This window comes from Mycolicibacillus koreensis, from assembly GCF_002104795.1.
Taxonomy (GTDB): domain Bacteria; phylum Actinomycetota; class Actinomycetes; order Mycobacteriales; family Mycobacteriaceae; genus Mycobacterium; species Mycobacterium koreense.
Window position 1 is genome coordinate 1 of sequence record NZ_NCXO01000041.1, and the last position, 26,083, is coordinate 26,083.

Annotated in this window: 26 protein-coding genes and 1 tRNA gene; 20 read left to right on the forward strand and 7 right to left on the reverse strand. The window is 71.0% G+C overall.

Going from position 1 to position 26,083, the window contains the following annotated elements:
* The first annotated feature begins 197 nt into the window (after nucleotides 1-197).
* The 4 genes from B8W67_RS15770 (at nucleotide 198) to B8W67_RS15785 (ending at nucleotide 3,712) form a co-directional block, all read left to right on the forward strand.
* Nucleotides 198-1,013, forward strand: a complete 816-nt coding sequence (locus B8W67_RS15770; protein ID WP_085304930.1) for a DUF1460 domain-containing protein — start codon at nucleotides 198-200, stop codon at nucleotides 1,011-1,013.
* A gap of 66 nt (nucleotides 1,014-1,079) precedes the next feature.
* Nucleotides 1,080-1,679 (forward strand): hypothetical protein, encoded by a 600-nt coding sequence (locus tag B8W67_RS15775; RefSeq protein WP_133056130.1) that lies wholly within the window; start codon nucleotides 1,080-1,082, stop codon nucleotides 1,677-1,679.
* 138 nt (nucleotides 1,680-1,817) lie between these two features.
* Nucleotides 1,818-3,419: an ABC-F family ATP-binding cassette domain-containing protein gene (locus tag B8W67_RS15780; RefSeq protein ID WP_085304934.1), complete on the forward strand. Its 1,602-nt coding sequence runs from the start codon at nucleotides 1,818-1,820 to the stop codon at nucleotides 3,417-3,419.
* Between the two features lie 29 nt (nucleotides 3,420-3,448).
* The gene (locus tag B8W67_RS15785) at nucleotides 3,449-3,712 is read left to right on the forward strand and encodes a ferredoxin (RefSeq protein WP_085304936.1); all 264 of its coding nucleotides are present in this window, start codon (nucleotides 3,449-3,451) and stop codon (nucleotides 3,710-3,712) included.
* Here the strand turns inward: B8W67_RS15785 and B8W67_RS15790 are convergent.
* Genes B8W67_RS15790 through B8W67_RS15800 form a run of 3 tightly spaced genes read right to left on the reverse strand, consistent with a single transcriptional unit; the run spans nucleotide 3,709 to nucleotide 7,175 of the window.
* Nucleotides 3,709-4,986 (reverse strand): amidohydrolase, encoded by a 1,278-nt coding sequence (locus B8W67_RS15790; RefSeq protein ID WP_234806793.1) that lies wholly within the window; start codon nucleotides 4,984-4,986, stop codon nucleotides 3,709-3,711. The two genes, B8W67_RS15785 and B8W67_RS15790, sit on opposite strands and share 4 nt — an antisense overlap.
* A 21-nt stretch (nucleotides 4,987-5,007) precedes the next feature.
* The gene (locus B8W67_RS15795) at nucleotides 5,008-6,183 is read right to left on the reverse strand and encodes an acyl-CoA dehydrogenase family protein (RefSeq protein ID WP_085304938.1); all 1,176 of its coding nucleotides are present in this window, start codon (nucleotides 6,181-6,183) and stop codon (nucleotides 5,008-5,010) included.
* On the reverse strand, nucleotides 6,180-7,175 hold the full coding sequence (locus B8W67_RS15800; protein WP_085304968.1) for a phosphotransferase family protein: 996 nt from the start codon (nucleotides 7,173-7,175) through the stop codon (nucleotides 6,180-6,182). The genes B8W67_RS15795 and B8W67_RS15800 overlap by 4 nt, the downstream gene beginning before the upstream one ends.
* Before the next feature lie 132 nt (nucleotides 7,176-7,307).
* Between B8W67_RS15800 and B8W67_RS20945 the strand changes: the two genes are divergently transcribed.
* The 8 genes from B8W67_RS20945 to B8W67_RS15835 all read left to right on the forward strand — a co-directional run bounded on the left by B8W67_RS20945 (nucleotide 7,308) and on the right by B8W67_RS15835 (nucleotide 17,160).
* On the forward strand, nucleotides 7,308-7,445 hold the full coding sequence (locus B8W67_RS20945; RefSeq protein ID WP_163797269.1) for a hypothetical protein: 138 nt from the start codon (nucleotides 7,308-7,310) through the stop codon (nucleotides 7,443-7,445).
* Nucleotides 7,446-7,472: 27 nt separating this feature from the next.
* Complete coding sequence (locus B8W67_RS15805; RefSeq protein ID WP_085304940.1) at nucleotides 7,473-7,859, forward strand: nuclear transport factor 2 family protein; 387 nt, start codon at nucleotides 7,473-7,475, stop codon at nucleotides 7,857-7,859.
* Between the two features lie 69 nt (nucleotides 7,860-7,928).
* Nucleotides 7,929-8,663 (forward strand): response regulator transcription factor, encoded by a 735-nt coding sequence (locus B8W67_RS15810; RefSeq protein ID WP_275080524.1) that lies wholly within the window; start codon nucleotides 7,929-7,931, stop codon nucleotides 8,661-8,663.
* Entirely contained in the window at nucleotides 8,641-10,164 is a 1,524-nt protein-coding gene (locus tag B8W67_RS15815) for a sensor histidine kinase (protein WP_085304942.1), read from the forward strand. Before B8W67_RS15810 ends, B8W67_RS15815 begins: the two co-directional genes overlap by 23 nt.
* The gene (locus B8W67_RS15820) at nucleotides 10,161-12,032 is read left to right on the forward strand and encodes a glycosyltransferase family 39 protein (protein WP_085304944.1); all 1,872 of its coding nucleotides are present in this window, start codon (nucleotides 10,161-10,163) and stop codon (nucleotides 12,030-12,032) included. The genes B8W67_RS15815 and B8W67_RS15820 overlap by 4 nt, the downstream gene beginning before the upstream one ends.
* Nucleotides 12,033-12,076: 44 nt before the next feature.
* The gene (locus B8W67_RS15825) at nucleotides 12,077-13,351 is read left to right on the forward strand and encodes a bifunctional glycosyltransferase family 2/GtrA family protein (RefSeq protein WP_085304946.1); all 1,275 of its coding nucleotides are present in this window, start codon (nucleotides 12,077-12,079) and stop codon (nucleotides 13,349-13,351) included.
* The gene (locus B8W67_RS15830; protein WP_085304948.1) at nucleotides 13,348-15,240 is read left to right on the forward strand and encodes an ArnT family glycosyltransferase; all 1,893 of its coding nucleotides are present in this window, start codon (nucleotides 13,348-13,350) and stop codon (nucleotides 15,238-15,240) included. The genes B8W67_RS15825 and B8W67_RS15830 overlap by 4 nt, the downstream gene beginning before the upstream one ends.
* 45 nt (nucleotides 15,241-15,285) lie before the next feature.
* Nucleotides 15,286-17,160, forward strand: a complete 1,875-nt coding sequence (locus tag B8W67_RS15835) for an alkyl/aryl-sulfatase (protein WP_085304950.1) — start codon at nucleotides 15,286-15,288, stop codon at nucleotides 17,158-17,160.
* A 12-nt stretch (nucleotides 17,161-17,172) separates the two neighbouring features.
* Here B8W67_RS15835 and B8W67_RS15840 read toward each other — a convergent pair whose 3' ends face one another.
* Nucleotides 17,173-18,141 (reverse strand): NADPH:quinone oxidoreductase family protein, encoded by a 969-nt coding sequence (locus B8W67_RS15840; RefSeq protein WP_085304972.1) that lies wholly within the window; start codon nucleotides 18,139-18,141, stop codon nucleotides 17,173-17,175.
* 54 nt (nucleotides 18,142-18,195) lie between these two features.
* Between B8W67_RS15840 and B8W67_RS15845 the strand changes: the two genes are divergently transcribed.
* Entirely contained in the window at nucleotides 18,196-18,819 is a 624-nt protein-coding gene (locus B8W67_RS15845) for a histidine phosphatase family protein (protein WP_069393812.1), read from the forward strand.
* Complete coding sequence (locus B8W67_RS15850; protein WP_085304974.1) at nucleotides 18,816-19,850, forward strand: phosphotransferase family protein; 1,035 nt, start codon at nucleotides 18,816-18,818, stop codon at nucleotides 19,848-19,850. The genes B8W67_RS15845 and B8W67_RS15850 overlap by 4 nt, the downstream gene beginning before the upstream one ends.
* Here B8W67_RS15850 and B8W67_RS15855 read toward each other — a convergent pair.
* Nucleotides 19,825-20,151, reverse strand: a complete 327-nt coding sequence (locus tag B8W67_RS15855) for a LapA family protein (RefSeq protein WP_085304952.1) — start codon at nucleotides 20,149-20,151, stop codon at nucleotides 19,825-19,827. The two genes, B8W67_RS15850 and B8W67_RS15855, sit on opposite strands and share 26 nt — an antisense overlap.
* Before the next feature lie 99 nt (nucleotides 20,152-20,250).
* Here B8W67_RS15855 and B8W67_RS15860 point away from each other — a divergent pair, with 99 nt between their 5' ends.
* Nucleotides 20,251-20,850: a putative glycolipid-binding domain-containing protein gene (locus tag B8W67_RS15860; RefSeq protein ID WP_069393818.1), complete on the forward strand. Its 600-nt coding sequence runs from the start codon at nucleotides 20,251-20,253 to the stop codon at nucleotides 20,848-20,850.
* Here B8W67_RS15860 and B8W67_RS15865 read toward each other — a convergent pair.
* A complete protein-coding gene (locus B8W67_RS15865) occupies nucleotides 20,819-21,790 on the reverse strand; it encodes a prephenate dehydrogenase (protein ID WP_085304976.1) in 972 nt (323 codons plus the stop codon). The two genes, B8W67_RS15860 and B8W67_RS15865, sit on opposite strands and share 32 nt — an antisense overlap.
* A 72-nt stretch (nucleotides 21,791-21,862) precedes the next feature.
* On the opposite strand from B8W67_RS15865, the gene B8W67_RS15870 reads away from it, so the two are divergent.
* The 3 genes from B8W67_RS15870 to B8W67_RS15880 all read left to right on the forward strand — a co-directional run bounded on the left by B8W67_RS15870 (nucleotide 21,863) and on the right by B8W67_RS15880 (nucleotide 22,934).
* Complete coding sequence (locus tag B8W67_RS15870; protein ID WP_069393814.1) at nucleotides 21,863-22,363, forward strand: tRNA adenosine deaminase-associated protein; 501 nt, start codon at nucleotides 21,863-21,865, stop codon at nucleotides 22,361-22,363.
* The gene (locus tag B8W67_RS15875; RefSeq protein ID WP_069393815.1) at nucleotides 22,360-22,815 is read left to right on the forward strand and encodes a nucleoside deaminase; all 456 of its coding nucleotides are present in this window, start codon (nucleotides 22,360-22,362) and stop codon (nucleotides 22,813-22,815) included. The genes B8W67_RS15870 and B8W67_RS15875 overlap by 4 nt, the downstream gene beginning before the upstream one ends.
* A gap of 28 nt (nucleotides 22,816-22,843) precedes the next feature.
* Nucleotides 22,844-22,934, forward strand: a tRNA-Ser gene (locus B8W67_RS15880).
* Between the two features lie 27 nt (nucleotides 22,935-22,961).
* Here the strand turns inward: B8W67_RS15880 and B8W67_RS15885 are convergent.
* Nucleotides 22,962-23,771, reverse strand: coding sequence for a L,D-transpeptidase (locus tag B8W67_RS15885; protein ID WP_069393946.1), 810 nt, complete (start codon nucleotides 23,769-23,771; stop codon nucleotides 22,962-22,964).
* 448 nt (nucleotides 23,772-24,219) lie between these two features.
* On the opposite strand from B8W67_RS15885, the gene B8W67_RS15890 reads away from it, so the two are divergent.
* Nucleotides 24,220-24,672: a hypothetical protein gene (locus B8W67_RS15890; RefSeq protein WP_234806794.1), complete on the forward strand. Its 453-nt coding sequence runs from the start codon at nucleotides 24,220-24,222 to the stop codon at nucleotides 24,670-24,672.
* 43 nt (nucleotides 24,673-24,715) lie between these two features.
* Nucleotides 24,716-26,071: a WS/DGAT/MGAT family O-acyltransferase gene (locus tag B8W67_RS15895; protein ID WP_085304954.1), complete on the forward strand. Its 1,356-nt coding sequence runs from the start codon at nucleotides 24,716-24,718 to the stop codon at nucleotides 26,069-26,071.
* The last annotated feature ends 12 nt before the right edge of the window (nucleotides 26,072-26,083 follow it).

A 26,083-nucleotide genomic window follows, 5' to 3' on the forward strand; every position in this document is an offset into this window, starting at 1 on the left:
GAAGATCATCCTCGGGAAGGTGCGCCCTTTCCTACGCCACCTCACCGAGGCTCATCCACAGGTTCTGATCATTGCTCGGTTCGAATCCCTCCGGGCGTACTCAATCGTCGAACTCAGAGCCTTCGTGGCGCCCTCGGTGCGCCTAATGAATCCTGATACGCGGGGAACCGCACCACTCGGCGCGCTACTCTGCCCGGATGGCTGCGATTGCTCCGGGCCGCCGACGTCGCGCCCACCGGGTGCTGGCGCTGGTGATGCTCCCGCTGCTGATCGTGATGCCCCGTGCCGTCGCGGAGCCGCAGGTGATCATCTCCGCGCACAGCGAGCAGACCCTGGCGGCCTTGTTGGCCGAACGCAACAAGGCCCAGCCCGACCAGCGTGCCCAGGTGATATCCGCAGGATTCCTCGGCACCCCCTACGGTGCGAACACATTGATCGGTTCGGCCGCCGAACCCGAACAACTGGTCGTCGACCTCGATGCGGTGGACTGTTTCACCTACGCCGACTACGTCGAAGCACTCAAACGCAGCAGTGACCGCAAGCACTTCCTTTCTGCCCTGCGGACGGTCCGCTACGGCGACGGCGTCGTCGACTTCACCCACCGCAAACACTTCTTCACCGACTGGGCCGCGGTGAAACCGGCGATCGCCACCGACATCACCGACACGCTGGGTGCCGACACCGTCCGAATCACCAAGAACCTCAACGACAAAGGCTCGGGAGCGGTGTATCTGCCGGGAATTCCTGTCATACCCCGTGAAATCACCTACCTGCCGGCCTCCGCGGTCGACGACACCGTGGTGCGCGGACTGCGCACCGGGGATTACCTGGGTGCCTACGCCGTCGACGACGGTCTGGACGTCACCCACGTCGGCATCTTCGTGAACACCCCTGACGGTCCGGTCTTTCGCAACGCTTCCTCGCTGCCGGCCGACAACAAGGTCGTCGACACCCCGCTGAGCGATTATCTGGCCACCGTGCCCGGGATCGTCGTGCTGCGGCCGGTGCAGTAGTGCAGATGTCGACTGTCTGCGTGCCGAGGCCGCCGGTGACCGCCGCGACATCCCAATGGTGGTGTGGTGGCTGAAGACCCATCGGCACCGGTGAACAGCCGCAGTGCTCGTCGTGGTTCCACCGTTTTCGTCACCGCCCTGGTGGCGTGGCTGCTCGGCTTCCTCTGGTGTTGGTTCCGACCGGGGTCGCAGTGGATCTTCGATCTGGTGATCGTCCCGACGATGCTGACTCTTTTCAGCGCAGGACTGCTCGTGGCCGTCGCTGTGGCGGCGCGGCGACGTACATGGCGACGCGTGGTGGTCGCCGCAGCCATGGTTATCGCCAGCGTCGTCGTGAACCCGGGGTGGATGGTGGCCCCCCGCACCTGGTTTCTGCTGCACCGGCCACTGTTCACCCGGGCTCTGCACGTTGACCCGGGGCAGGACTACTATGGGCGGCAACTGCCCACCCACCTGCGCATGCTCACCGTCGAGGGCCGGGTAGCCCAGCGCGACGGAACGCGGTTCTTCCCGCAGTGGATCGGGATTCCCGACGACGCCGGCGGATACCTCTATAGCCCGCAGCGATCTCCCCGAGGGGTCGACCTCTTCGGAATGATCTGTACACACCCGGTAGATCTGGGCGACGGATGGTGGATGTGCGGTCTGCGCGACAACGGGCTGTAGTGCGGAGAAATAAATCGGTTGCCACCCCCGCGGTGTCACCCTAGCCTGGGCGTCGTCGTTGTAGTCGAGGACTGGAGAAGCCGTTGCTCCTGGTGAGGTGACCCGCGTTCCGCATCGCCACACTCCCCGGGAGAACCCATGTCTTCACCACACCCCTCGATCGTGCTGTCCGACGTCACGTTCGCCTGGCCCGACGGGACCCCCGCCCTCGACGGGGTCGACGCCGTCATCGGCTTCGGGCGCACCGGGCTCGTCGGGCTCAACGGTTCGGGTAAGACCACGCTGCTCAACCTGATCGCCGGACGGCTGCGCCCGACCCGCGGATCAGTGACCACCTCCGGGCCCGTCGGCCACCTGCCGCAGGACCTGGCCCTGGAACCGACCATCCGGATCGACTCACTTCTCGGAATCGACGAGATTCGAGATGCTCTGGGGCGCATTGAATCCGGAAAAGGAGACGACGCCGACTTCACGGTCGTCGGCTCGGCGTGGGACATCGAAGAACGGGCAGTATCCACCCTGCACGGACTCGGTCTTCAGCGCATCGTGGCCACCCCGGCGGACCTGGACCGCACGGTCGGCGAGCTCTCCGGTGGGGAGACCACCCTGCTGGGCCTCACCGCGCAACTCCTCGCCGAACCGAGCGTTCTGCTGCTCGATGAGCCGACCAACAATCTCGACACGGCCAGCCGGGCGCTGCTCGGTGCGGCGCTGCACCGGTTCCCCGGTGCCGTTCTGGTCGTCAGCCACGACCGGGACCTGCTCGAGACGATGGACACGATCGCCGAACTGCACGACGGCCGGCTGCGTCTGTTCGGCGGTGCCTACGCCGACTACCGGGCAATCATCGACGCTGAGCAGCAGGCGGCGGCCGCAGCGCTTCGCGATGCGCGCAACGATCTGCGGAAGCAGCGTCGCGAACTGCACGACACGCGCACCAAACTGGACCGGCGGCAACGCTACGGGCGCAAGATGTCGGCCACCAAGCGCGAACCCAAGATCATCATGGGCATGCGCAAACGGGCTGCGCAGGAATCGGCGGGCAAGCTGCAGGGCACCCACCAGGACCGCGTCGACGCGGCCGCCGAGGCGCTCAACCGGGCCTCCGAGGCGTTGCGCGACGACCGGCATATCCGGGTGGACCTGCCGGACACGGCCGTGTTCGCCGGCCAGCAGGTCATCGTGCTGCCGCCGACCCGGCTGCGTACCGGCCAGTGCGTCGACCTCACGGTCACCGGGCCGGAGCGCATCGCCATAGCCGGGTCGAACGGAATCGGCAAAACCACACTGCTGCACCAGATCGCGCGCTGCGGTGCCCGAGTTCCGCTGGCGATGGTGCCGCAACGCCTCGACATCTTCGACGAGGCGGGGTCGGTGGCCGACAACGTCGCCGCGGCCGCACCGCACGTGGGCCGCGAGCAGCTCCGGGCCGTGCTGGCCCGGTTCCTGTTCCGCGGTACGCAGGCCGACGCGCCGGTGCACACCCTCTCCGGGGGTGAACGGCTGCGCGCGGCGCTGGTGATGCGCCTGGCGGCAGATCCGCCGCCGCGGCTGCTGCTGCTCGATGAGCCGACGAACAACCTCGATCTGCCCAGCCTGGACAACCTGGTGGCGGCACTGAACGGTTTTCGTGGCGCGCTGGTCGTCGTCAGCCACGACGCCGCGTTCCTGCGCGACATCGCCATCACCCGCACCCTGGAGCTGACGGAATCGGCGCTGGTGGACGCGGCCGGGAAATAACCCGCCCGCCGCCGCGGTTGGCGCTGACTATGGGTGATGAGCCGTTGCGGGTGGCGGTCGATCAGACTGTCTGTATCGGTGCCGCTATCTGCGTGCGGCGGGCCTGGGCGGTGTTCGCCCTCGACGACGACCTGGTGGTCCTCATCGGCGAAAACGGGCCGACGGTCGGTCCCCTCGAAGTGCCCGAAGAGTACGCCGACGCGGTGGAGAAGGCGGCCTTTGAGTGCCCGTCGCGGGCGATCACCGTCACCCGTGACCCCGACCGTGACCTTCCCGGGCGCTCTTGGGGCTAACCGAGCGGCTCACCGCTGAGCAACTCCAGCATCGCGTAGCTGGCCACCTTGGCACCCAGGCCGATCGCTGCCAGGTCCACCCGGTACTCCGGGGAGTGCGGGGCGTAGGGGAAGAGTTTGCCCGCCGCGGCAGCCGCCGCGAACACCTCGGGATCGGCCACCCCCACCAGCAGGTAGCCCACCGGTAGGTCGCTGTGCGGTCCGGCCAGCAGATGGCAGTCCTCCGAACCGGTCGCCGGTGGGAAATCGGTGACGACGTTGTCCGCGCCCAGCGGGCCGGCCAGTGCGGCGGCGAGCCGAGCGGTGAGCCCTTCGTCGTTGACCAGTGGCGGGGAGTGGCCCTTCATCGTGATCGTCGGCAGCCGGTCCTCACCCATCCCGTAGGTGCGGGCGATCCCCTCGCTGACCGCGCGCACCCCGGCGATCAGCTGCTCGCGCACCCCCGGGTTGAACCACCGCATGTTGGCGCGCAGCAGTGCCCGATCCGGGATCACATTGTTGTCCGAGCCGGCCTGCACCGAACCGACGGTGAGCACCGCGGTCTCCTGCGGGGCGACGGTGCGGCTGACCAACGCCTGGAACTCCACCACCGCCAGCGCCGCCATCAGCACCGGATCGGTGGCCAGCTGCGGCATCGACCCGTGCCCGCCCACCCCGGCGAACTCGATGTCGAGCTGATCGGTGCCCGCCAGCCGGGTGCCGCCGGAGGCCAGCACCATCCCGACCGGGCCGGGCGCGGTGTGCAGAGCCAGCAGCACATCCGGCTTGGGGATGAAGTCATACAGTCCGTCGTCGACCATCGCCTGCGCCCCGGCGATCGGCTCCTCGGCGGGTTGGCCGATCAGCACCGCGGTGCCCGACCACGCGTCGGTGGTCGCCGCCAGCACCTTCGCCATCCCCAGCATCCAGGTCACGTGGGCGTCGTGGCCGCAGGCGTGGGCCACCGGCACGGTGGCACCGTCGTCACGGCGCACCCGCACCGTGCTGGCGTAGTCCAGGCCGGTGGCCTCCTCGACGGCCAGGGCGTCCATGTCGGCGCGGTACATCACGGTCGGGCCGGGCCCGTTCTCCAACACCCCCGCCACGCCGGTGCCGGCGATCCCGCTGGTCACCTGAAACCCCAGGTTGCCCAAGCCCTGGGCGACCGTGCGGGCGGTGTGGACCTCGTCGAAGGCCAGTTCGGGTTCGCGGTGGATCACCTTGAACATCTCGACCAGCCGTGCGGTGTCGGCATCCACCAACGCATCGACCCGCTGCGTCAACGTCTCGGTCACCGTGACCCTCCTGTCCTCATTTCACGGGCGGCGCAACACCTGTCGTGCGATCGCGTACTTGTGCACCTCCGTCGGGCCGTCGTAGAGACGGAACGCCCGCATGTCGGAGAAGATCATCGCGATCGGGGTTTCGTCGGAGATCCCGATCCCGCCGAGCACCTGCACACACCGGTCCGCGACCTTGAACAGCTCTTCGGAGACATAGGCTTTCACCATCGAACTCTCGTGCCGTCCGCGTGCGCCGGTGTCGAGCATCCAACATGCCCACCAGATCGCCAGACGGCAGGTCTGCAACGCAATCTCGTTGTCGGCGAGCAGAAAACCCACGCCCTGGTGCTCGCCGATGGGTTTGCCGAACGCAGTGCGGGTGCGGGCGTGCTCCACCGCGATCGACTGGGCGCGGCTGGCCGCGCCCAACCACCGCATGCAGTGGGTGAGTCGTGCCGGCGCCAGCCGCAGCTGCGCGTAGCGAAACGCCTGTCCCACCTCACCGAGCACCGCCGAGGTGGGCAGCCGCAGACCGGTGAACGTCACCACGCCGTGGCCCTCGACGTAGTTGCGGTCCATGGTGTTCATCACCCGCGTCAATTCGATGCCGTCGGTGTCGCCTTCGCAGAGGAACAGCGTCGGACCGTCGGGGCCGTGCGGGTTGGGTGGCACCCGGGCCATGATGATCCAGGTGCGGGCCCCGTTGGCGCCGGTGATCAACCACTTGCGTCCGTTGATCACGTAGTCGGTGCCGTCGAAGTCGGCGGTGGTGGCCAGTTGGGCGGGATCGGAGCCGGCGCCGTCGGGTTCGGTCATCGCGAACACCGATCGGCGTTCCCCGTTGATCACCGGGACCAGGAACCTCTCCGCCTGCTCGTCGTCGGCGATCTTCGCCAGCAGGAACATGTTGCCCTCATCGGGGGCGGCGCAGTTCAACGCGACCGGTCCCAGCGTCGACCAGCCGGCCGCCTCGAACAGCACCGCTTGCTCGCGGTGCGACGGCTCGCGACCACCGAACCGGCGCGGCGCCTGAAACGTCAACAGCCCCGCGTCGCGGGCCAACCCCACCAGTTCGGCGCGCAACTCGTCGGTGGGGCCGTGGCGGGTCAGCCGCGGATCGGACTCGAACGGCACCACCTGCTCGGCGACGAACTCGCGGATCCGTGCGGCGTGTGCGGCCCACTCGTCGGGGACGGTGAAATCGATCATGACGCTCCAATCAGCCGATGGGCCCGATCGAACAGCCGCAGGGTCGCCTGATGCAGCTGTTCACCGATCTCCACCGGCGCCTTGCCCGCGCAGGCGCGCGCCCAGGTGCCTTCCAGCACGATGCCGAGTTTGAAACACGCCAACACGGTGTACCAGGTCAGATGCGACAGGTCGCGGGTGGTGTGGGCGGCATAGCGGTCGACCAGATCGGCCGGGGCGGCCAGCCCGTCGTAGTCGGCCAGCGCGTGGGAGAACACCGGCGGGGCGCCCGGTTCCGGCCAGGTGGCCAAAAGCCACCCCAGATCGAGCAGCGGATCACCGATGGTGCACATCTCCCAGTCCACGATCGCCACCACCTCCGGCCCGGTGCGGGAGAACATGACGTTGGCGGCGTGATAGTCGCCGTGCATGATGCCCGGCGTCCACGACGACGGCCGATTCTCCTCCAGCCAGATGCCCACCTGCTCCACCCCGGGGATCTGCGGGCCCGGATAGTCGGGGAACTCCCGGTAGGACTCCAACTCGGAGAGCCAGCGCGGCACCTGGCGTTGCAAAAACCCGTCCGGTTTGCCGAAATCGGCGAGCCCGGCCGCGACGTGGTCGACCGCACCGAGCCGCGCCAACGACTCGGCCATCGACACGCCCATGCCGAACCGGACCGTCGCGTCACCGGCGTGCAGGGCGGGCAGGCCCTCCCCGGCGTTGAATCCGTCGACCGGCTCCATCAGGTAGAACACCGCGTCACCGAGAACGCCGGGATCCTCGCAGGTCGCGATCAACCGGGGATGGGGCACGTCGGTGTCGCCGAGCGCCGCCAGCACCCGGGTCTCCCGCAGGATCGAGGTGTTGCTGCGCGGGCGCAGATGGGCCGGGCCGCGGCGCAGCACGTACGTTCGCCCCGACTGGGTGAACCGCAACATGATGTTCTGGGTGCCGCCGGGGATGGCGGCGACGTCGCTTAAGGGGCCCTCCCCGAGGCCCTGCGCCGACATCCAGGTCGCGACCGCATCGAGATCCACACTGCCCGAACCTAGTCGACCGGGCCCGCCCGCCCGGGGGTTTCGTCCCGCTCGGCGTGGGGTAGCCGGTGGCCAGAGGCATCCGATCCAGGCGAAAGGAGAGCCATGCGCGCCGAAGAGGGCGACGAATCGATCAGCGAGTTCGCCGACGAAGCCGCCCGGGCCCGCGACCGGGTCGCCCCCGATGCGCGGCCCCGCTGGTGGCAGCGGCTGCTGCGCGCACTGCGGCCACGGCGCGACTAGGTCGCGGGCGGCGGCTACCCTGGCGCCATGACCGCAGCGGTGATCACCAGGTGGCTTGAGCTTGCCGAAACGGGGCGCCTCGACGAGGCGGGTGAGTTACTCACCGATGACGCCGTCTTCTCCTCCCCGGCGGTGTTCACCCCGCAGACCGGGAAACAGACGGTGCTGGCCTACCTGCGCGCGGCGGCCACGGTGTTCACCGGCCCGGGCACCGGGTTCGGCTACGTCGAGCAGTGGGTGGGCGAGCGCTCCGCGGTGCTGGAGTTCACCGCCACCGTCGACGACGTCCACGTCAACGGCATCGACATGCTGCACTGGAACGACGACGGGCGCATCACCGAGATCAAGGTGATGCTGCGGCCGATCAAGGCACTGCAGGCCGTCATGCCCCGAATGGCTGAACTGCTGGCCTGAGCTGCCGGCACAGCCCGCACATAGGGTCGCCATAGCCGGCGTTTATCCGCCGCGGCGATACTGGGGCCCATGACCCCAGCGCCGGTGGACCGCGAGGTGCTGTGCCGCGCCGACGGCGAACCGATCCACGTACTGGTCGTCGACGACGAGGCGGTGCTGGCCGAGATGGTGGCGATGGCGCTGCGCTACGAGGGGTGGACCACCGCCACCGCCGGCGACGGCGCCGGCGCGATCACCGCCGCCCGCGCGGCCCGCCCCGACGTGGTGGTGCTCGACGTCATGCTGCCGGACCGCAGCGGCCTGGAGGTCATCGGCGAACTGCGCCGGGTACACCCGCGGCTGCCGGTGCTGTTCCTCACCGCCAAGGACGCGGTGGAAGACCGCATCGCCGGGTTGACCGCCGGCGGCGACGACTACGTCACCAAGCCGTTCAGCCTCGAGGAGGTGGTGCTGCGGCTGCGGGGGCTGCTGCGGCGCACCGGGGTGACCTCGGCCGACGCCGGCGCCCAGATCGTCGTCGGCGACCTCGTTCTCGACGAGGACAGCCACGAGGTGACCCGCGCCGGCGACCCGATCATGCTGACCAGCACCGAATTCGAGCTGCTGCGCTATCTGATGCAGAACCCGAAACGGGTGTTGAGCAAGACGCAGATCCTCGACCGGGTGTGGAGCTACGACTTCGGCGGCCGCTCCAACATCGTCGAGCTCTACATCTCCTATCTGCGCAAGAAGATCGACAGCGGTCGGAACCCGATGATCCACACCCTGCGCGGCGCCGGTTATGTCCTCAAACCCGCGACGTAGACCCCCGGCCTTCTCGCTGCGCGCCCGGTTGCTGGCCGGGCAGGTGCTGCTGCTGGCGGCGGTCTGTGTCGGGATCGGCGCCGCCACCGAGGTGGCGCTGTACCGCTACCTGGTCGGCCAGCTCGACACCCAGCTGCACGAGGTGGCCCGCCGGTCGGCGATCATCCACGGCGAACCCCCGCCCCCGCCGCCGCCGGGGCGTCGCCACCTGCGCCCGTTCCCGCGGCCGGGGCCGGGACCGGACTTCCTCGACGCACCGGGGCAGCCGGTGGGGGTGGTCGCCGTGGTACTCCACGACGGTCGACTCCGCGACGCCGGTTTTCTGACCGGCGGGGGAGAGCGGGCGGCGGTGAGCGCCACCGCCACTGAGGAGCTGAGCCGCGTCCCGCTCGGCGCCGCCCCGACGACCCGCAGCCTCGACGATATGGGGCGCTACCGGGTGCTGGCCGTGCCCGCCCGTCACGGCGGCGACACCGTTATCACCGGTCTGCCCATGGCCGGAGTCGACGCCACCGCCATCCGGGTCCTGCTGATCTTCGCGGTGGTCACCGCCGCGGCGCTGGCGGTGGCCACCACCGCCGGACTGCTGCTCATCCGCCGGGCGCTGGCGCCGTTGAACCGGGTGGCGCAGACCGCCGGGGAAGTGGTCAACCTGCCGCTGGACCGCGGGGAGGTGGCGCTGCCGGTCCGGGTCCGCGAACCGGACGCCGATCCGCGCACCGAGGTGGGCCGGCTGGGGTCGGCGGTCAACCGGATGCTCGATCACATCGCGGCCGCATTGACCAGCCGGCAGGCCAGCGAGACCCGCGTGCGCCAGTTCGTCGCCGACGCCAGCCACGAACTGCGCACCCCGCTCACCGCGATCCGCGGCTACACCGAACTGGCGCGACGGCTGCAACCGGACGACACCGCGGTGCCCGAGGTGATCCACGCCCTGAGCCGAGTGTCCTCGGAGACCGACCGGATGACCCGACTGGTGGAGGATCTGCTGCTGCTGGCCCGGCTGGACTCCGGGCGCCCGCTGCAACACGAACCGGTGGACCTGTCCCGGCTGGCCGTCGACGCGGTGCGCGACGCCCACATCGCCGGACCCGACCACGACTGGAAACTGGATCTGCCGGCCGAACCCGTCGTCGTTCCCGGCGACGAGGAGCGGCTGCGGCAGGTACTGACCAACCTGCTGGCCAACGCGCGGATCCACACCGCGGCGGGCACCACCGTGACCACCCGACTGGCCGCCGACGGCGATCACACGGTGCTGCAGGTCAGCGACGACGGGCCCGGAATCCCCGCCGCACTGGGATCGGAGGTGTTCGAACGCTTCGCCCGCGGCGACACCTCCCGATCGCGGCGCAGTGGTAGCACCTGGCTGGGGTTGGCGATCGTGGCGGCGATCGTCAAGGCCCACGACGGCACCATCAGCGTCGACAGCATCCCCGGACAGACCCGGTTCAGTGTGCGTCTGCCCCACCGGCGTGCCCCCAGCGACGGCGAGCGGTGAGCGCCGGGCCCCGGTGGCGGGGCGACGGCGCCACCCCGGCGCTGCTGGCGCTGCTGGCCGGCACCGCGTTGCTGTACCTGTGGGACCTGTCCGCCGTCGGCTGGGGAAACACCTTCTACGCCGCGGCGGCGCAGGCCGGGGCGGCCGATCCGACCGCGTTCCTGTTCGGGTCCAGCGATCCGGCCAACGCGATCACCGTCGACAAACCGCCGGCGGCACTGTGGGTGATGAGCGCCTCGGTGGCACTGTTCGGGCTGAACTCGTGGAGCCTGCTGGTGCCGCAGGCACTGGCGGGGGTGGCCGCCGTCGGGGTGCTCTACGCGGCGGTGCGCCGGGTCGCGGGGCCGGAGGCCGGTCTGCTCGCCGGGGCGATCCTGGGGCTCACCCCGGTGGCGGCGGCCATCTTCCGCTACAACAACCCCGACGCGCTGCTGGTGCTGCTGCTGGTGGCGGCCGGCTACGCGGTGCAGCGCGCGCTGGCCCCCGACGCCGGCCGCGGCTGGCTGCCGCTGGCCGGAGTGCTGCTCGGGCTGGGGTTTTTGACCAAGATGCTGCAGGCCCTGGTGGTGTTGCCGGTGTTCGCGGCGGTGTATCTGTTGGCCGCCGACACCCCGCTTCGTAGCCGGATGCTGCGCGCAGGTGCCGCCCTGGCGGCGCTGATCGCCGCCGGGGGCTGGTATCTGCTGCTCGTCGAGGTCTGGCCGGCCGACAAGCGACCCTACATCGGTGGATCGCAACACAATTCGATCCTCGAACTCACCCTCGGTTACAACGGGCTGGGCCGGCTCACCGGTAATGAGGTGGGCGGTCTCGGCAACACCAACCACGACCGGGGCGCCGGGCGGCTGTTCGCCGCGGCGATGGGCGACCAGATCTCCTGGCTGCTGCCCGCTGCGCTGATCGCCCTGGCGGCCGGGGTGTGGATCACCCGGCATCGCCCGCGCACCGACCCGCAACGTGCCGCGCTGCTGCTCTGGGGCGGTTGGCTTGTGGTCACCGGTGTGATCTTCAGTGCCGCCAACGGCATCCTGCACCCGTACTACACGGTCGCGTTGGCGCCGTCGGTGGGCGCCACCACCGCGATCGGGGTGTGTCTGCTGTGGCAGCGGCGCACCGAACGGTGGTCGGCGGTGACCCTGGGGGTGCTGGTGGCCATCACCGCGGGCTGGTCGTATCTGCTGCTCGCTCGCAACCCGGACTGGCTGCCGGGCCTGCGGATCGCCATTGTCGTTCTGGGTGCGGCGATTGCCCTGGCGATGCCGCGGGCGGCGCGGGCACCGCGCGCCGCGGCCCGCGCGCTGGCGCTCGCCGCGGTGCTGGTAGCCCTGGCCGGCCCGACCGCCTACTCGGTAGCCACCGTCGGCAACCCGGGGCGAGGCGCGCTGCCCAGCGCCGGGCCCCCCGGCGGGCACCGATTCCCGCCGCCCCGCGACGGACCCCCTGGCGGACCCCCTGACGGACCCCCCGGCGGACCCCATGGCGGCCCACCGATGGCGCTGCTGTTCCCATCGACGCCCGGTCCGCACCTGACGGCCCTGCTCGGCGCCGACGCCGGGCAGTACACCTGGGTGGCGGCCACCGTCGGATCCACTCCCGCCGCCGGCTACCAGCTGGCCTCCGGCGCGGCGGTGATGGCCGTCGGCGGATACAACGGCACCGACCCGGCGCCCACCTTCGCCCAGTTCCGCGACCACGTGGCGGCGCGGCGCATCCACTACTTCCTCGGCGGGGCGCCGGGTGGACCGCCCGGCAGCGGCAGCCAGGAGGCCGCCCGCATCGCCGCCTGGGTGCGCACACATTTCCCGGTGCGTCGGGTCGACGGGGTCGACGTCTACGACCTGACGCACGGATTCAAAGCGGGCGCATAGCAAGCGCCCATCGGTGCCTCACACCGCGGCGCCAAGCTCGGGATATGAGCGTCGTCGCAGCCGACTGCCTGTCGGCATCCCCGAGCACCGCACCCCCCGGCCCGGCGCGGCCGGCCCACCCACACGCGGCGCCGATCGTGGCCCGCCCCGGCCAGCCGGTGCTCGACGTGGTGGTCCCGGTGTTCAACGAGGAGGCCGCGCTCGCCGCGTCGGTGCGGCGGCTGCACCGGCACCTGTGCGCGCAGTTCCCGTTCCCGTTCCAGATCACCATTGCCGACAACGCCAGCGTCGACCGCACCCCGCTGATCGCAACCGCGCTCGCCGAACAGATCCCGCAGGTCCGGGTGGTCCGGTTGGAGCAGAAGGGGCGGGGCCGCGCACTGCACACCGTGTGGTCGACATCCGCTGCGCCGGTGTTGGCCTACATGGACGTCGACCTCTCCACCGATCTGGCGGCGCTGGCGCCGCTGGTGGCGCCGCTGATCTCCGGGCACTCCGATCTGGCCATCGGCACCCGGCTGAGCCGTGGATCGCGGGTGGTGCGCGGCGCCAAACGCGAAGTGATCTCGCGGTGCTACAACCTACTGCTGCGCTCCACCCTGGCGGCTCGGTTCAGCGACGCGCAGTGCGGGTTCAAGGCGATCCGCGCCGACGCGGCCCGCCGGTTGCTGCCGCACGTCGTCGACACCGGCTGGTTCTTCGACACCGAACTGCTGGTCCTGGCAGAGCGGTCCGGGATGCGCATCCACGAAGTCCCGGTGGACTGGGTGGACGACCCCGACAGCCGTGTCGACCTGCTGGCCACCGCAATCGCCGATCTGAAGGGGATCGTGCGGCTGGCGACCGGGCTCGCCCGCGGCGACATCCCGGTTCCGGCGATCACCGCCCAGTTCGGTCACCGGGGCGAGGCGCCGCGATCCCTGCTGGGCCAAGCGGTGTGCTTCGCCGCGATCGGGGTGTTCAGCACGCTGGCCTACCTGGCGCTGTTCCTGCTGCTGCGGCCGCTGGGGGCGCAGCCGGCCAACCTGATCGCGCTGTTGGTCACCGCGGTCGCCAACACCGCGGCGAACCGCCGGCTCACCTTCGGGGTGCGCGGGTGGGCCCGGGCCCTGCGCCACCAGGGTGAGGGACTGGCGGTCTTCGTGGTCGGTCTCGGGCTCACCAGCGGGGCGCTGGCGGGACTCGCCCTGGCCGACGAGGCATCCCGGCCGGTGGAGTTGACCGTGCTGGTGGCGGCGAACCTGGTCGCCACCGTGCTGCGCTTCGTGCTGCTGCGCGGCTGGGTCTTCCATCCCCGACGGGTGGCGGCGTCGAAATGACCGTCACCGCAACAGTGCCGCACGTCGACGCGGACGCCCCGGCCGCGGCGACGGAACCGCGGTGGGCGCGCCCGGCGCTAGCGGTGTTGCTCGGCGCCACCGCCCTGCTCTACCTGTGGGGGCTCGGTGCGGCCGGTTTCGCCAACGAGTACTACGCCGCCGCCGTGCAGGCCGGCACCCAGAGTTGGAAAGCGTTGCTGTTCGGGTCGCTGGACTCCGGCAACGGCATCACGGTCGACAAACCACCGGCCGCCCTGTGGCTGATGGGACTGTCCGGGCGGCTGTTCGGGTTTTCCTCCTGGTCGATGCTGGTGCCGCAGGCGCTGCTCGGCGTCGGGGCGGTGGCGCTGCTCACCGCGGCGGTGCGCCGCACCAGCGGTCCCGGGGCCGGTCTGGTGGCCGGCACGATCCTGGCACTCACCCCGGTGGCGGCGCTGATGTTCCGGTTCAACAACCCTGACGCGCTGCTGGTCACGTTGCTGGTCGCCGCGGCCTACGCGGTGGTCCGTGCCGTGGACGGCGCGCCGCGGCGCTGGGTGGCGTTCGCCGGGGTGGCGCTGGGTCTGGCGTTTCTCACGAAGCTGCTGCAGGCGCTGCTCGTGGCGCCGGCGCTGGCGCTGGTGGTGCTCATCGCCCTGCCAGTCGGGCTGGGGGAGCGACTCCGGGTGCTGGCGATCGGGGCGGCGACGACAGTCGTCTCCGGCGGCTGGTTGATCGCCCTCATCGAACTCTGGCCCGCCGAATCACGGCCCTACATCGGTGGGTCCACCGACAACAGCCTGCTGCAACTGGCGTTGGGCTACAACGGGCTGGGTCGGGTATTCGGGGGTTCGGGTAACCCCGTCGGCGGCGAGCATCCCGGACCGCCCGGACGCGGCGGCCCCCCGGGGGCGTCGCTGATGTTCGGCGGCGACGCCGGGGTGACCCGGCTGTTCGGGCCCGCCATGGGAACCGAGATCTCCTGGCTGCTGCCGGCCGCGCTGATCGGGCTGGCGGCCGGAGTGTGGTTGACCCGGTCGGCGTCGCGCACCGACCGAGTGCGGGCCGGTCTGCTGCTGTGGGGCGGCTGGCTGGTGGTGACCGCGGTGGTGTTCAGCGGCATGCGCGGCATCATGCACCCCTATTACACCGTCGCCCTGGCCCCGGCGATCGCGGCGGTGAGCGCGATTGCGGTGGCTGAGCTGTGGCGCGCGCGGACAACACCGACGGCGCGGATCACGGTGGCGGCGATGGTGACGATCACCGCTGTCTGGGATGCGGTGCTGCTGGCCCGTACCCCCGACTGGTTGCCGTGGCTGCGCTGGACGCTGCCGGCAGCGGCGGTGCTGGTCGCCGGTGCAGTGGTGCTGCGCGGGGGCCGTCCCGGTCGCGGTGGCACCGTCTGGGCGATCGCTGCGCTGATGGTCGCACTCGCCGCCCCCGCGGCCTACACGGTGCAGACCGTGGCGGGCAGCCACAGCAATGGGCCGATCCCCATCTCGGGGCCGCCGCGACCCGCGGCGCAGCCGCCGAGTGAGCCCGGGCCCGGTGAGCCCGGCCCGCCGCCCCGGCAGGCCGCCAACCCCGAACTGGAGGCGCTGATCGCCGACACCGACACTCGGTGGGCCGCGGCGACCGTCGGATCCCACGGCGCCGGCAATCTGGAGTTGGCCACCGGCAAGGCGGTCTTGGCGATCGGTGGGTTCTCCGGCGGCGACAACTGGCCGAGCCTGGAACGATTCCAGCGCTACGTGGCCGACGGGCAGGTGCGCTACTTCATCGATGGTGGCAACGGCCCGGGCCGCCACCGCGACCCGGCCGGGGCAGCCACGCAGATCACCGCGTGGGTGCGCGCCACCTTCCCCGCTCAGCAGGTCGGCGCCGCCAGCGTCTATGACCTGACCGGCTGACCGATTCCGCATCACCGCCGCTGTGATGCTGGCATCCTCAACTCCGTGACCTCCCAGCCCGCCCACGCGGCGATCGCCGCGGCACACCGTCGCCACCACGCGGCCCTTCCGCTGCACGACACCGCCGACTTCGCCGACGCCGACCGCGGCTTCCTCGCCGCGCTCGAACCGGGGGTGGTCACCGCGGCCGACGGCCGGGTGGTCTGGGACAACGACGCCTACGCGTTCTTGGCCGGCCCGGCACCGACCACGGTGCACCCCAGCCTGTGGCGCCAGTGCCAACTCACCGCCCGTCAGGGCCTTTATGAGGTGGTGCCCGGCATCTACCAGGTGCGGGGACTGGACCTGTCCAACATCACCTTCGTCGAGACCGACACCGGTGTGCTGGTGATCGACCCGCTGATCTGCACCGAGGTCGCTGCCGCCGCGCTCGGCCTCTACCGCTCCCAGCGCGGCGAACGGCCGGTGCGTGCGGTGATCTACACCCACAGCCACGTCGACCATTTCGGCGGGGTGCTCGGCGTCACCACCGCCGACGACGTCGACGCCGGGCGGGTGGAGGTACTCGCGCCGGAGGGTTTCGTCGACCACGCCGTCGCCGAGAACGTCTACGCCGGAACCGCGATGGCCCGCCGGGCCACCTACATGTACGGCACCGCGCTGCCGCGTGGGCCGCGCGGTCAGGTCGGCTGCGGGCTCGGGCAGGCCACCTCCACCGGGGAGGTCGGGCTGATCGTGCCGACGGTGACGATCACCACCACCGGCCAGACCCACACCGTCGACGGGGTCGACATCGAGTTCCAGATGGCGCCGGGCACCGAGGCGCCCGCGGAGATGCACTTCTATTTCCCGCGGTACCGGGCGCTGTGCATGGCCGAGAACGCCACCCACAATCTGCACAACCTGGTGACCCTGCGCGGCGCACTCGTGCGTGACCCGCACCGCTGGGCGGGATACCTCACCGAGGCGATCGAGGTCTTCGCCGACCGGGCCGACGTGCTGTTCGCCTCGCATCACTGGCCAACCTGGGGAGCTGGGCGCATCGTCGAATTCCTTGGGCTGCAACGTGACCTCTACGCCTACCTGCACGACCAGACTCTGCGACTGATCAACCGCGGCTACACCGGAGCGGAGATCGCCGAGCAGTTCACCATGCCGCCCGCACTGGAGGACGCCTGGCACGCCCGCGGCTACTACGGGTCGATCAGCCACAACGTCAAGGCCGTCTATCAGCGTTACATGGGCTGGTTCGACGGCAACCCGGCGCGACTGTGGCCCCATCCGCCGCAGCCGCTGGCCACCCGCTACGTGGCGGCAATGGGCGGGTTGCAGCGCGTGGTCGAGTTGGCGCGCGACGCCTTTGGCGACGGTGATTTCCGTTGGGCGGCAACTCTGCTCGATCATGCCGTGTTCGCCGATCCTGACCATGCCGAGGCGCGCGCCCTCTACGCCGACACCCTGGAACAGCTCGGCTACGGCGCGGAGAACGCGACCTGGCGCAACTTTTTCCTCACCGGCGCCACCGAGCTGCGCGACGGCACCGTCGGCACTGCCACCGAGGCCGACTCGGCCGGTCTGCGCGCCCAGCTCACCGCCGATCAGGTCTTCGATGCGCTGGCGATCCGGGTCAACGGCCCGCGGGCGTTCGATGTGGAGCTCACCATCGATGTGACCCTGAGGAATCCGGGCGTCAACCACCGGCTGCGGTTGCGCAACGCGGTGCTGACCCACCGGGTCGCCGCGGCGGATCCGGCGAGTGCGCAGGCCACGATCGTCGCCGAGGATCGTGGTGCGCTGCTCGCCGCGATCAACGGCTCACCGGTCGGCGGGGTGCGTCTGGACGGCGACGCCTCAGCGCTCACCCGGCTGCTCGGCGTGCTCGACGCCCCCGACCCCGATTTCACCATCGTGACGCCGTAGCGGCCGACCGGATCAGATGTCGACGATGACCTTGCCGATCGCCTTGCGGTCCGCGACGTAGCGCACCGCGGCCGCCGTCTCGTCGAGCGGGAACCGCGCCCCGATGTAGGGGCTGACCCGGCCGCTGGCGAAGAGCTCCGCCAGTTCCGCGAGGTCGCGGGTGTTCTCGGTGGGGAAGTCGTCGGCGAAGGTGCGGATCTCCATGCCGCACACCGTGATTCCCTTCAGCATCACCAGGTTCAGTGGTATCGCCGGGATGGTCCCCGAGGCGTAGCCGAGGGTGATGAACCGTCCGCCGCGCGCCAACGACCGCAGCGCCTGTTCGGCGTAGGGCCCGCCCACCGGGTCGAGCACGGCGGCCGCGCCGGTGCCGGTGATGTCGCGGATCGCCTGCTTGAGGTCCTCGCGGTCGTAGTCGATGGTCGCCGCCGCCCCGCGCTCGGAGCAGACCGCCAGCTTCTCCGGGCTGGATGCCGCCGCGATCACCCGCGCACCCAACGCGACCCCCAGGTCGACCGCCGCCAGGCCCACCCCACCGCCGGCGCCGAGGACCACCACCGGGTCGTCGGGCTGCACCGCGGCCACCGACCGCAGCGCGTGGTAGGCGGTGCGGTAGGTGATGCCGAACCCGGCGGCCGCGGCGTAGTCGATCCCGTCGGGAATCGCCGTGAGCGCCACCGCGGGCACCGCGGCCTGCTCGGCGAAGCCGCCGATGAACGAGGCGCCGGACACCCGGTCGCCCACCGCGTAGTCGGCCCCCTCGCCGACGGCGATCACGTCCCCGGCCAACTCGCTGCCCGGGGTGAACGGCGGCGGGATCTTGATCTGGTACTTGCCGTCGATGAGCAGGAAGTCGGGGAAGTTCACCGCCGCGGCACGCACCCGCACCACGACCTGGCCGGGGCCGGGGGAGGGGTCGGGCAGATCCTCGACGACGAGGTCCTCGGGCGGACCGTACTGCTGACAGATCACCGCGCGCATGGCCAGAAGGGTACCGGCGCGGCCGCGTGCGGCCGTCGCCATAGGGTGGCCGGTATGCAGTTGCTTCTGGTGCGCCACGCCCTGCCGTTGCGCAGCGAACCCGGCCAGGGTGCGGACCCGGACCTGTCGGAGGCCGGCCGCGAGCAGGCCGGGCGGTTGCCGGCGGCACTGTCCCGCTACCCGTTGGCCCGGCTGGTGAGCAGCCCGCAGCGCCGCGCGGTGCAGACCGCCGAACCGGTCGCCGCCGAGCGGGGTCTGACGATCGACGTCGATGAGCGGTTCGCCGAATACGACCGCAACCTGCACGCCTACGTCCCGATCGAACAGATCCGCGCCGAACAGCCCGAGGCGTGGGCGCGGATGTCGGCCGGGCATCTGCCGCCCGGGGTGGACGAGACGCAGTTCTGTGCCCGGGTCGCCGACGCCGTCGCCGACGTGGTGGCTTCAGCGGCCGCCGAGGACACCGTGGCGGTGTTCAGCCACGGCGGGGTGATCAACGTGGTGCTGCACCAGATCCTGGGCACCGCACGGCTGTTGTCGTTCCCGATCGACTACGTGTCGGTGACCAGATTGCTGTTCTCCCGCTCCGGGCGGGCCAGTGTCGTGGCGGTCAACGGCAGCGAACATGTGTGGGATCTGTTGCCCCGCAACAATCGACAGGAGTGGGTGAGGAGATGACGGTGTCGCCCGAGGGGTTGGACCTGGATCGACTGGACGGTTATCTGCGCGGGATCGGGGTGGCGCGCAGCGGTGGCCTGCGTGCCGAGCTGATCACCGGAGGTCGTTCCAATCTGACGTTTCTGGTCAGCGACGACGCCAGCCGGTGGGTGCTGCGCCGCCCACCGCTGCACGGGCTGACCCCGTCGGCGCATGACATGGCGCGCGAGTACCGGGTGGTGGCGGCGTTGGCCGACACCGCGGTCCCGGTCGCCCGCGCGATCGCCCACTGCGCCGACGACAGTGTGCTGGGGGCACCGTTTCAGATGGTCGACTACGTCGCCGGGCGCACTGTGCGCACCCGCACGGACCTCGATGCGCTCGGCGGACCCGACACCATCGCCGGGTGTGTCGACGGGTTGATCCGGGTGCTGGCCGACCTGCACGCCGTGGACCCGGCGTCGGTCGGGCTGGCCGACTTCGGCAAGCCGGACGGGTACCTGGCCCGCCAGGTGCGTCGCTGGGGCTCGCAGTGGCAGCATGTGCGCCTCGACGACGACCCGCGCGACGCCGACGTGGCGCGGCTGCACGCCGCGCTGGCCGACGCGGTGCCCGCGGAGAGCCGGGCGGCGATCGTGCACGGCGACTACCGCATCGACAACACCATCCTCGACGCGACCGACCCCACCCGGGTGGTCGCGGTGGTGGACTGGGAGATGTCGACGCTGGGTGATCCGCTCTCCGATGCCGCGCTGATGTGCGTCTACCGCGACCCGTCGCTGGATCTGATCATCGACAGCCAGGCCGCCTGGACCTCCCCGGCCCTGCCGTCGGCCGACGATCTGGCGCAGCGCTACGCGGTGGCCGCCGACCAGCCGCTGGCGCACTGGGACTTCTACATGGGGTTGGGGTATTTCAAGCTGGCGATCATCGCCGCCGGCATCGACTACCGGCGCCGGGTCGGCGGCGGGAGCGACGACGACAGCCGGGTCGCCGAGACCGTCGCCCCGCTGATCGCCCGTGGGCTCAGCGCGCTCGCGTCGTCGCGCTGACCGTCTTCTTCGTCTGCCGGCGCAGCTGGTAGATCCGCACGGTGCCGGCCAGCGCGGTGATCAGCCCGCCGGCCACCGCCGCGACGAGGATCGCCACCCCGGTGGCCATACTCCAGTGCCACCCCAAAAACGTCAGCTGCACCGCGTCGGTGTTCTGGGCGATGAAGATCAGCAGCACGATCAGCACCAGGAACCCGCCGATGAGCGAGACCCACAGGGCGCTGGCGCGGGTGATCTTCGGCTGCGGCGGGGCGGCCGGATGCTTCGGCGCGGGCGGCGGGACGGGAGGCGTGTTGCTCATGGGTTCATCCTTACCCAAAGATCGGCGGGATGCAGCCCAACGACGGGGGTTGACCACCTCGGGCTACGCCCCGCGGTGCGGTTGTCCTACGGTGGACGGGTGAGTACAGCCCCCACCGGCGCGACCGCGCAGACCTGGTCGGACGTCCTGACCTGGCGCGCCCCGGACGCGAGCCGGATGGAGTCGGTCCGCATTCAGGTCTCCGGCGCCCGGATCAAGGCGGCTGGGCGCATCGTCGCCGCGGCCACCGCGACCCGGCCGGCGTTCAGCGCCTACTACGACCTGCAGACCGACGACGCCGGTGCGGCGAAACGGGTCGGGCTGCGGGTCAGCGCCCCGGAGCGGGAACGGCAGCTGTCGATCGCCCGCGACGAAGAGAACATGTGGCTGGTCTCCAGCAGCCAGGGCGAGACCCGCGCGGCCTTCGACGGCGCGCTCGACGTCGACATGGTGCTCAGCCCGTTCTTCAACGCGTTGGCGATCCGCCGGGTCGGGTTGCACCGCGGGCCCGAGGCGGTCACGGTGCCGGTCATCTACGTCAGCCTGCCGGAGATGGAACTCACCGCCGAGGCGATCAGCTACCGCAGCGTCGACGGCGACAACGCGATCGAGGTGCGGTCCCCGGTCGCGCAGACCACCGTCACCGTCGACGAGACCGGGTTCTTGCTCACCTACCCCGGACTGGCAGAACGGATCTGATCACCCCGCCGGCACGTCCGGCGGCGGCCAGCTCGTCGCGCCAATCCTCCTCGCCGACGACGATCGTGACGATCTCGTGGCGCGGGAAACTGTCGTAGCGGGTGCGGGCGGCGTGGCCCTCCTCGACCAGATCGGCCACCGAGCCGTGGTGGGCCAGCGTGTTGCGGGCCGCCGTCAGCCGCTGCTGGAGTTCGTCGAGGGCGGGCAGTAACTGCCCGGCATTGGCCTCGCACATCGCGCGCACCAGGTCCGGGGCGGTGCCGGCCACCCGGGTGCCGTCCCGGAACGAACCGGCCGCCAGCGCGAACGCCAACGGCACGTCGGCGGCGGTGACGGCCAGCGCCTCGGCCAGCAGGTGCGGCAGGTGCGAGATCGCCGCCGCGGCGGCATCGTGCTCGTCGGAGCGGGCCGGCACCACCACCGCGCCGCACCCCAGCGCCAGGGTCAGCACCCGCATCCAGACCTGCTCGTCGACGTCGTCGTCGACGCTGATCACCCAGGGGGCGCCGCGGAAGAGCCGGGCGTCACCGGCCGACCACCCCGAATGGGCGGTGCCGGCCATCGGGTGCCCGCCGACGAACCGCGCGCGCAGCCCCGCGGCGGACACCATGTCGAGCACCTCCCGTTTCACGCTGGTCACATCCGTCAGGGCGCACCCCGGTGCGTAGCGGGCGATGTGGTCGAGCATCCCCGGCAACGCCGGAACCGGCACCGCCAACACGATCAGCGCGTCGGTCTCGGCGGCGCGGGTCAACACCGCCGGCAACTCGGTGTCGGCGTCGAACCCGTCCGCGCGCGCCTCGGCGACCCCGCGGATCGATCGGTTGTAGCCGAACGCCGGGCGACCGGCGGCGACCGCGGCGCGCAGCACCGAGCCGCCGATCAGCCCCAACCCCAACACGCATACCGGTGTGTCGCCCACTCCTTCAGGTTGGCACATCGGGTCGATCGCCGGGCAGAACGCCTCGTCGTCGGTGGTCAACGCGGTAGTGGGCGACTAGCGTAGGCGCCCATGGGAGCAGCACAGTCGATGCCGCGCGACGAGCAGGCGGGTTTCGGGGTGGCGGTGGTGCGCGAAGACGGCGCGTGGCGCTGTCAGCGGCTGCGACGCGGCGCGCTGGACACCCTGGGCGCGGCCGAGACCGAGCTGCGGGAGCTGCGCAGCGCGGGAGCGGTGTTCGGTCTGCTCAACGTCGACGACGAGTTCTTCGTGGTGGTCCGCCCCGCCCCGGCCGGCACCCGGCTGCTGCTCTCGGATGCGACCGCGGCCCTGGAGTACGACCTGGCCGCCGAGGTGCTCGACACCCTCGACGCCGACCTCGACGACGCCGATCTCGACGACGTCGACCCGTTCGCCGAGGGCGACCTGGAGGTGCTCACCGACCTGGGGCTGCCGGCGGCGGTGCTCTCGGTGATCGTCGATGACCCGGAGCTCTACGCCGACGAGCAGGTGAGCCGGATCGCCGCGGAGATGGGATTCGAGGATCAGCTGACCTCGGCGCTGCGCCGGTGAGTGACGAGGAGCTGATCCGGGCGGCGCTGGCCGCGGCGGCCACCGCCGGACCCCGCGACGTCCCGATCGGCGCGGTCGTGGTGGCCGCCGACGGCACCGAGTTGGCCCGCGCGGTCAACGCCCGCGAGGCCCTGGGCGACCCCACCGCCCACGCCGAGATCGTGGCGCTGCGGGCGGCGGCCGCCGCCCACGGTGACGGCTGGCGGCTGACCGGCGCCACGCTGGCGGTGACCGTCGAACCGTGCACCATGTGCGCCGGGGCGCTGGTGATGGCCCGGGTGGCGCGGCTGGTGTTCGGCGCGTTCGAACCCAAGACCGGCGCGGTCGGCTCGCTGTGGGACGTGGTGCGCGATCGTCGGCTCAACCACCGCCCGCAGGTGCGCGGCGGGGTGTTGGCCGCCGACTGCGCCGCGCCGCTGGAGGCGTTCTTCGCCCGGCGGCGATTGGGGTGAACGGCCGGCGGTTGTTACGCTGTGCGACGGTGGCGTGTCCGAGCGGCCTAAGGAGCACGCCTCGAAAGCGTGTGACGGGTAACCCCCGTCCGTGGGTTCAAATCCCACCGCCACCGCCAAACTATCCCCATTCGGGTCGGGCCCGACTAGTCGTGGACCACGACCGGGTCGCCGACCCGCACCGTGTCGAAATACCACTGCGCGTCGGTGGGGCTGAGGCTGATGCAGCCGTGGCTGACGTTCTCCACCCCCAGGGAGCGCACCGCCCACGGCGCTGCGTGCACATACAGTCCGCGGCTGCTGATCCGCACCGCATTGTCGACCTCCAGCAGGTAGCCCTCCGGGTCGTCGACCGGGATGCCGACGCTGCTGGAATCCATCGTCACCGTGCGGTCCTTGGCGAGCACCGGATAGGTGCCCAACGGGGTGGGGAACTTCTCCTTGCCCATCGACGCCGGGAACACCCCCGGCTCGCCGTAGTGCGGCCGGTGGTGCGGGGCCGGCAGCGTCGACGCCGCCTGCCCGGCCGGGACCCCGTCGATGCTCACGGTGAACGTGTGCGCGCTGACATCGGCCACGGCCAGCACCGCCGGGCCGGTCTCGAAACTGGTCTGCCGTCCGCCCACCGACAGTGCGACGGTGCTGTGGGCCGGCCAGAACCGCTCGGGGGTCCAGTGCACGGTGTGCGCGTCGACCCAGTGGAAGTGGCCCTGCATCGGCGGGACCGAGCGCAGGTGCAGCGCACGTTGCGCCGTGATCCGGTCGGCCACCGGCGTCGCGAACTCCACCACCACCGGATGGGCCACCCCGACCGTCTGGCCCGGCGCCGGTGCCACCGCGGTGATGGCTGCGGGCAGCGGCGGCGCGACCGCCGCCGCGGCGACCGCGGCCTCGCTCACCGCGACGATCGCGACGATCCCCAGCAGTGCGCACAGCGCTCGACCAGTACCACGCATTTTGCGAATGCCTCACTGAAGCTTTGTAGAACCTGAATGTCACCGCTGATCGTAGGCGATGACGCGACAGCAAATCACATCCACGTAATTGCAATTCGGTCAATTCTTCGTCAAAAGTTCGTCGCTTTTGCTGTTAACGCTGCCCGTCCCGTGGTGCCCTCCGGTCGCGGCGACCTCCGTCGCCGATGTTTGTGCAGTTCATCGTTCATTTTCGAAAAGAACCCGGGCACCGGAACGGCGTGGGGGAATCACGGTCGTGTCGCGATCTGGCCGCGAAGAGATCCGTATTCGACAAATAAACGGTCACGGCGGGGATTGGCCTGGTCTCGTTTCGGAAACCAATTCGACCGGGCTCTGGCCCTGAGAATTGACTGCGCGCTACGTTCCCTGGGCTGACGTTGTCATCCACCGTGTTCGCGGTGTTTCTCTCACTAACCCAGGAGCCTTGGTGATCGGTCGAGTCAACCAGGTGATGGTGGCTGGTGCCGGATGCGCACTGGCCATCGCCGTTGCCCCCGGCGCCGCCGCGGCCCCGCTGCCCACCGGCGGCCCGGTCTGCGCCGAGACGGTCGAGCTGGCCGCAGCCGGATGCCCGCCGGCGGCCGCAGTCGTCCCGCACGCAGCGGCGGTCGCGGCGGCCGGTGGTCTGCCCGGCCCGCCGCTGGCCCCGCCGCCGCCGGTGCCGCTCGCGCCGCCGCCGGTGGTCCCGCCGGTGCCGCCGTTGGCCCCGCCGGTTCCGGTGGTTCCGGTGGCCCCTCCGGTCGCCGCGGCGGCGCCCGCCGCGGCACCGGGTGCGGTACTGGCCGACGCCTCCGCGCCGGCCGGCAAGGGCGTGCCCACCAACCCGTCCCCCGACGACGTGCCCGATCTGGTGGTTCTTCCCGGCCCGCCGCTGTCATAGTGGATGCCTGGCGCCGTGGGCACGCCGATCGAGGAGGACCGCCGTGGAGTTGATCTCACCCACCGATGCGATCTTCCTGCTGGGGGAGTCCCGCGAGCACCCCATGCACGTCGGCGGGCTGCAACTGTTCCGGCCGCCACCCGGCGCGGGACCGGAGTTCGCCCGGGAGAGCTACGAGGCGCTGATCGCCAGCGAGGACTTCGAGCCGACCTTCCGTAAACGCCCCGCCACCCTGCTCGGCGGTATCAGCCCGATCGGCTGGATCTACGACGACGACGTCGACATCGACTATCACGTGCGCCGGGTGGCGCTGCCCACCCCCGGGCGGGTGCGAGACCTGCTCGAACTGACCTCGCTGCTGCACGGCAGTCTGCTCGACCGGCACCGGCCGCTGTGGGAGACTCACTTCATCGAAGGCCTGCGCGACGGTCGGTTCGCCGTCTACGTCAAGGCCCATCACGCGTTGATCGACGGGGTGTCGGCGCTCAAACTGATGCAGCGCGCCCTGACCAGCGACCCCGACGACCCGGCGATGCGGGCGCTGTGGAGCCTGCCGCGGCGGCGCTCCGGCGGCGGCGGGCGCTCACGGTTGCAGGCGCTGACCGATGCGCTCGGCGCGACGATGGCGCTGGGTCCCTCAACGGTGAGTCTGGCGCGGGCGGCGCTGGTCCAGCAGCAGTTGACGTTGCCGTTCGCGGCACCGCGCACCATGTTCAACGTCAAGATCGGGGGTGCGCGCCGGGTCGCCGCGCAGTCCTGGCCGCAGGACCGGCTCAAGGCGATCAAACAGGTCACCGGCGCCACCCTCAACGACGTCGTACTCGCCATGTGCGCCGGCGCACTGCGCGCCTACCTCGCCGAGCAGCACGCGCTGCCGGACACCCCGCTGGTCGCGATGGTGCCGGTGAGCCTGCGCACCGAGGCGGAGGCCGACGCCGGCGGCAACATGGTCGGCACGATCCTGTGCAACCTGGCCACCGACCTGCCCGACCCGGCGGACCGGCTGACCGCGATCAGCGCCTCGATGCGGGACAACAAGAAGGTCTTCGCCCAGTTGCCGCGACTGCAGGCGCTGGCACTCTCCGCGATGAACATCGCGCCGCTGGGCCTGGCCGGCATCCCCGGCTTCGTGTCGTCGGCGCCGCCGCCGTTCAACGTGGTGATCTCCAATGTGCCCGGCCCCACCACACCGCTGTACTGGCGCGGGGCCCGCCTGGACGGCAACTATCCGCTCTCGATCGCCCTGGACGGTCAGGCGCTCAACATCACGCTGACCAACACGGCCGGCAACCTCGATTTCGGGCTGGTCGGCTGCCGGCGCAGCGTGCCGCACCTGCAGCGTCTGCTCAAACACCTCGAGACGGCGCTCGCCGAGCTCGAGCGCGCCGTCGGGTCCTGACCGCCACCCGAC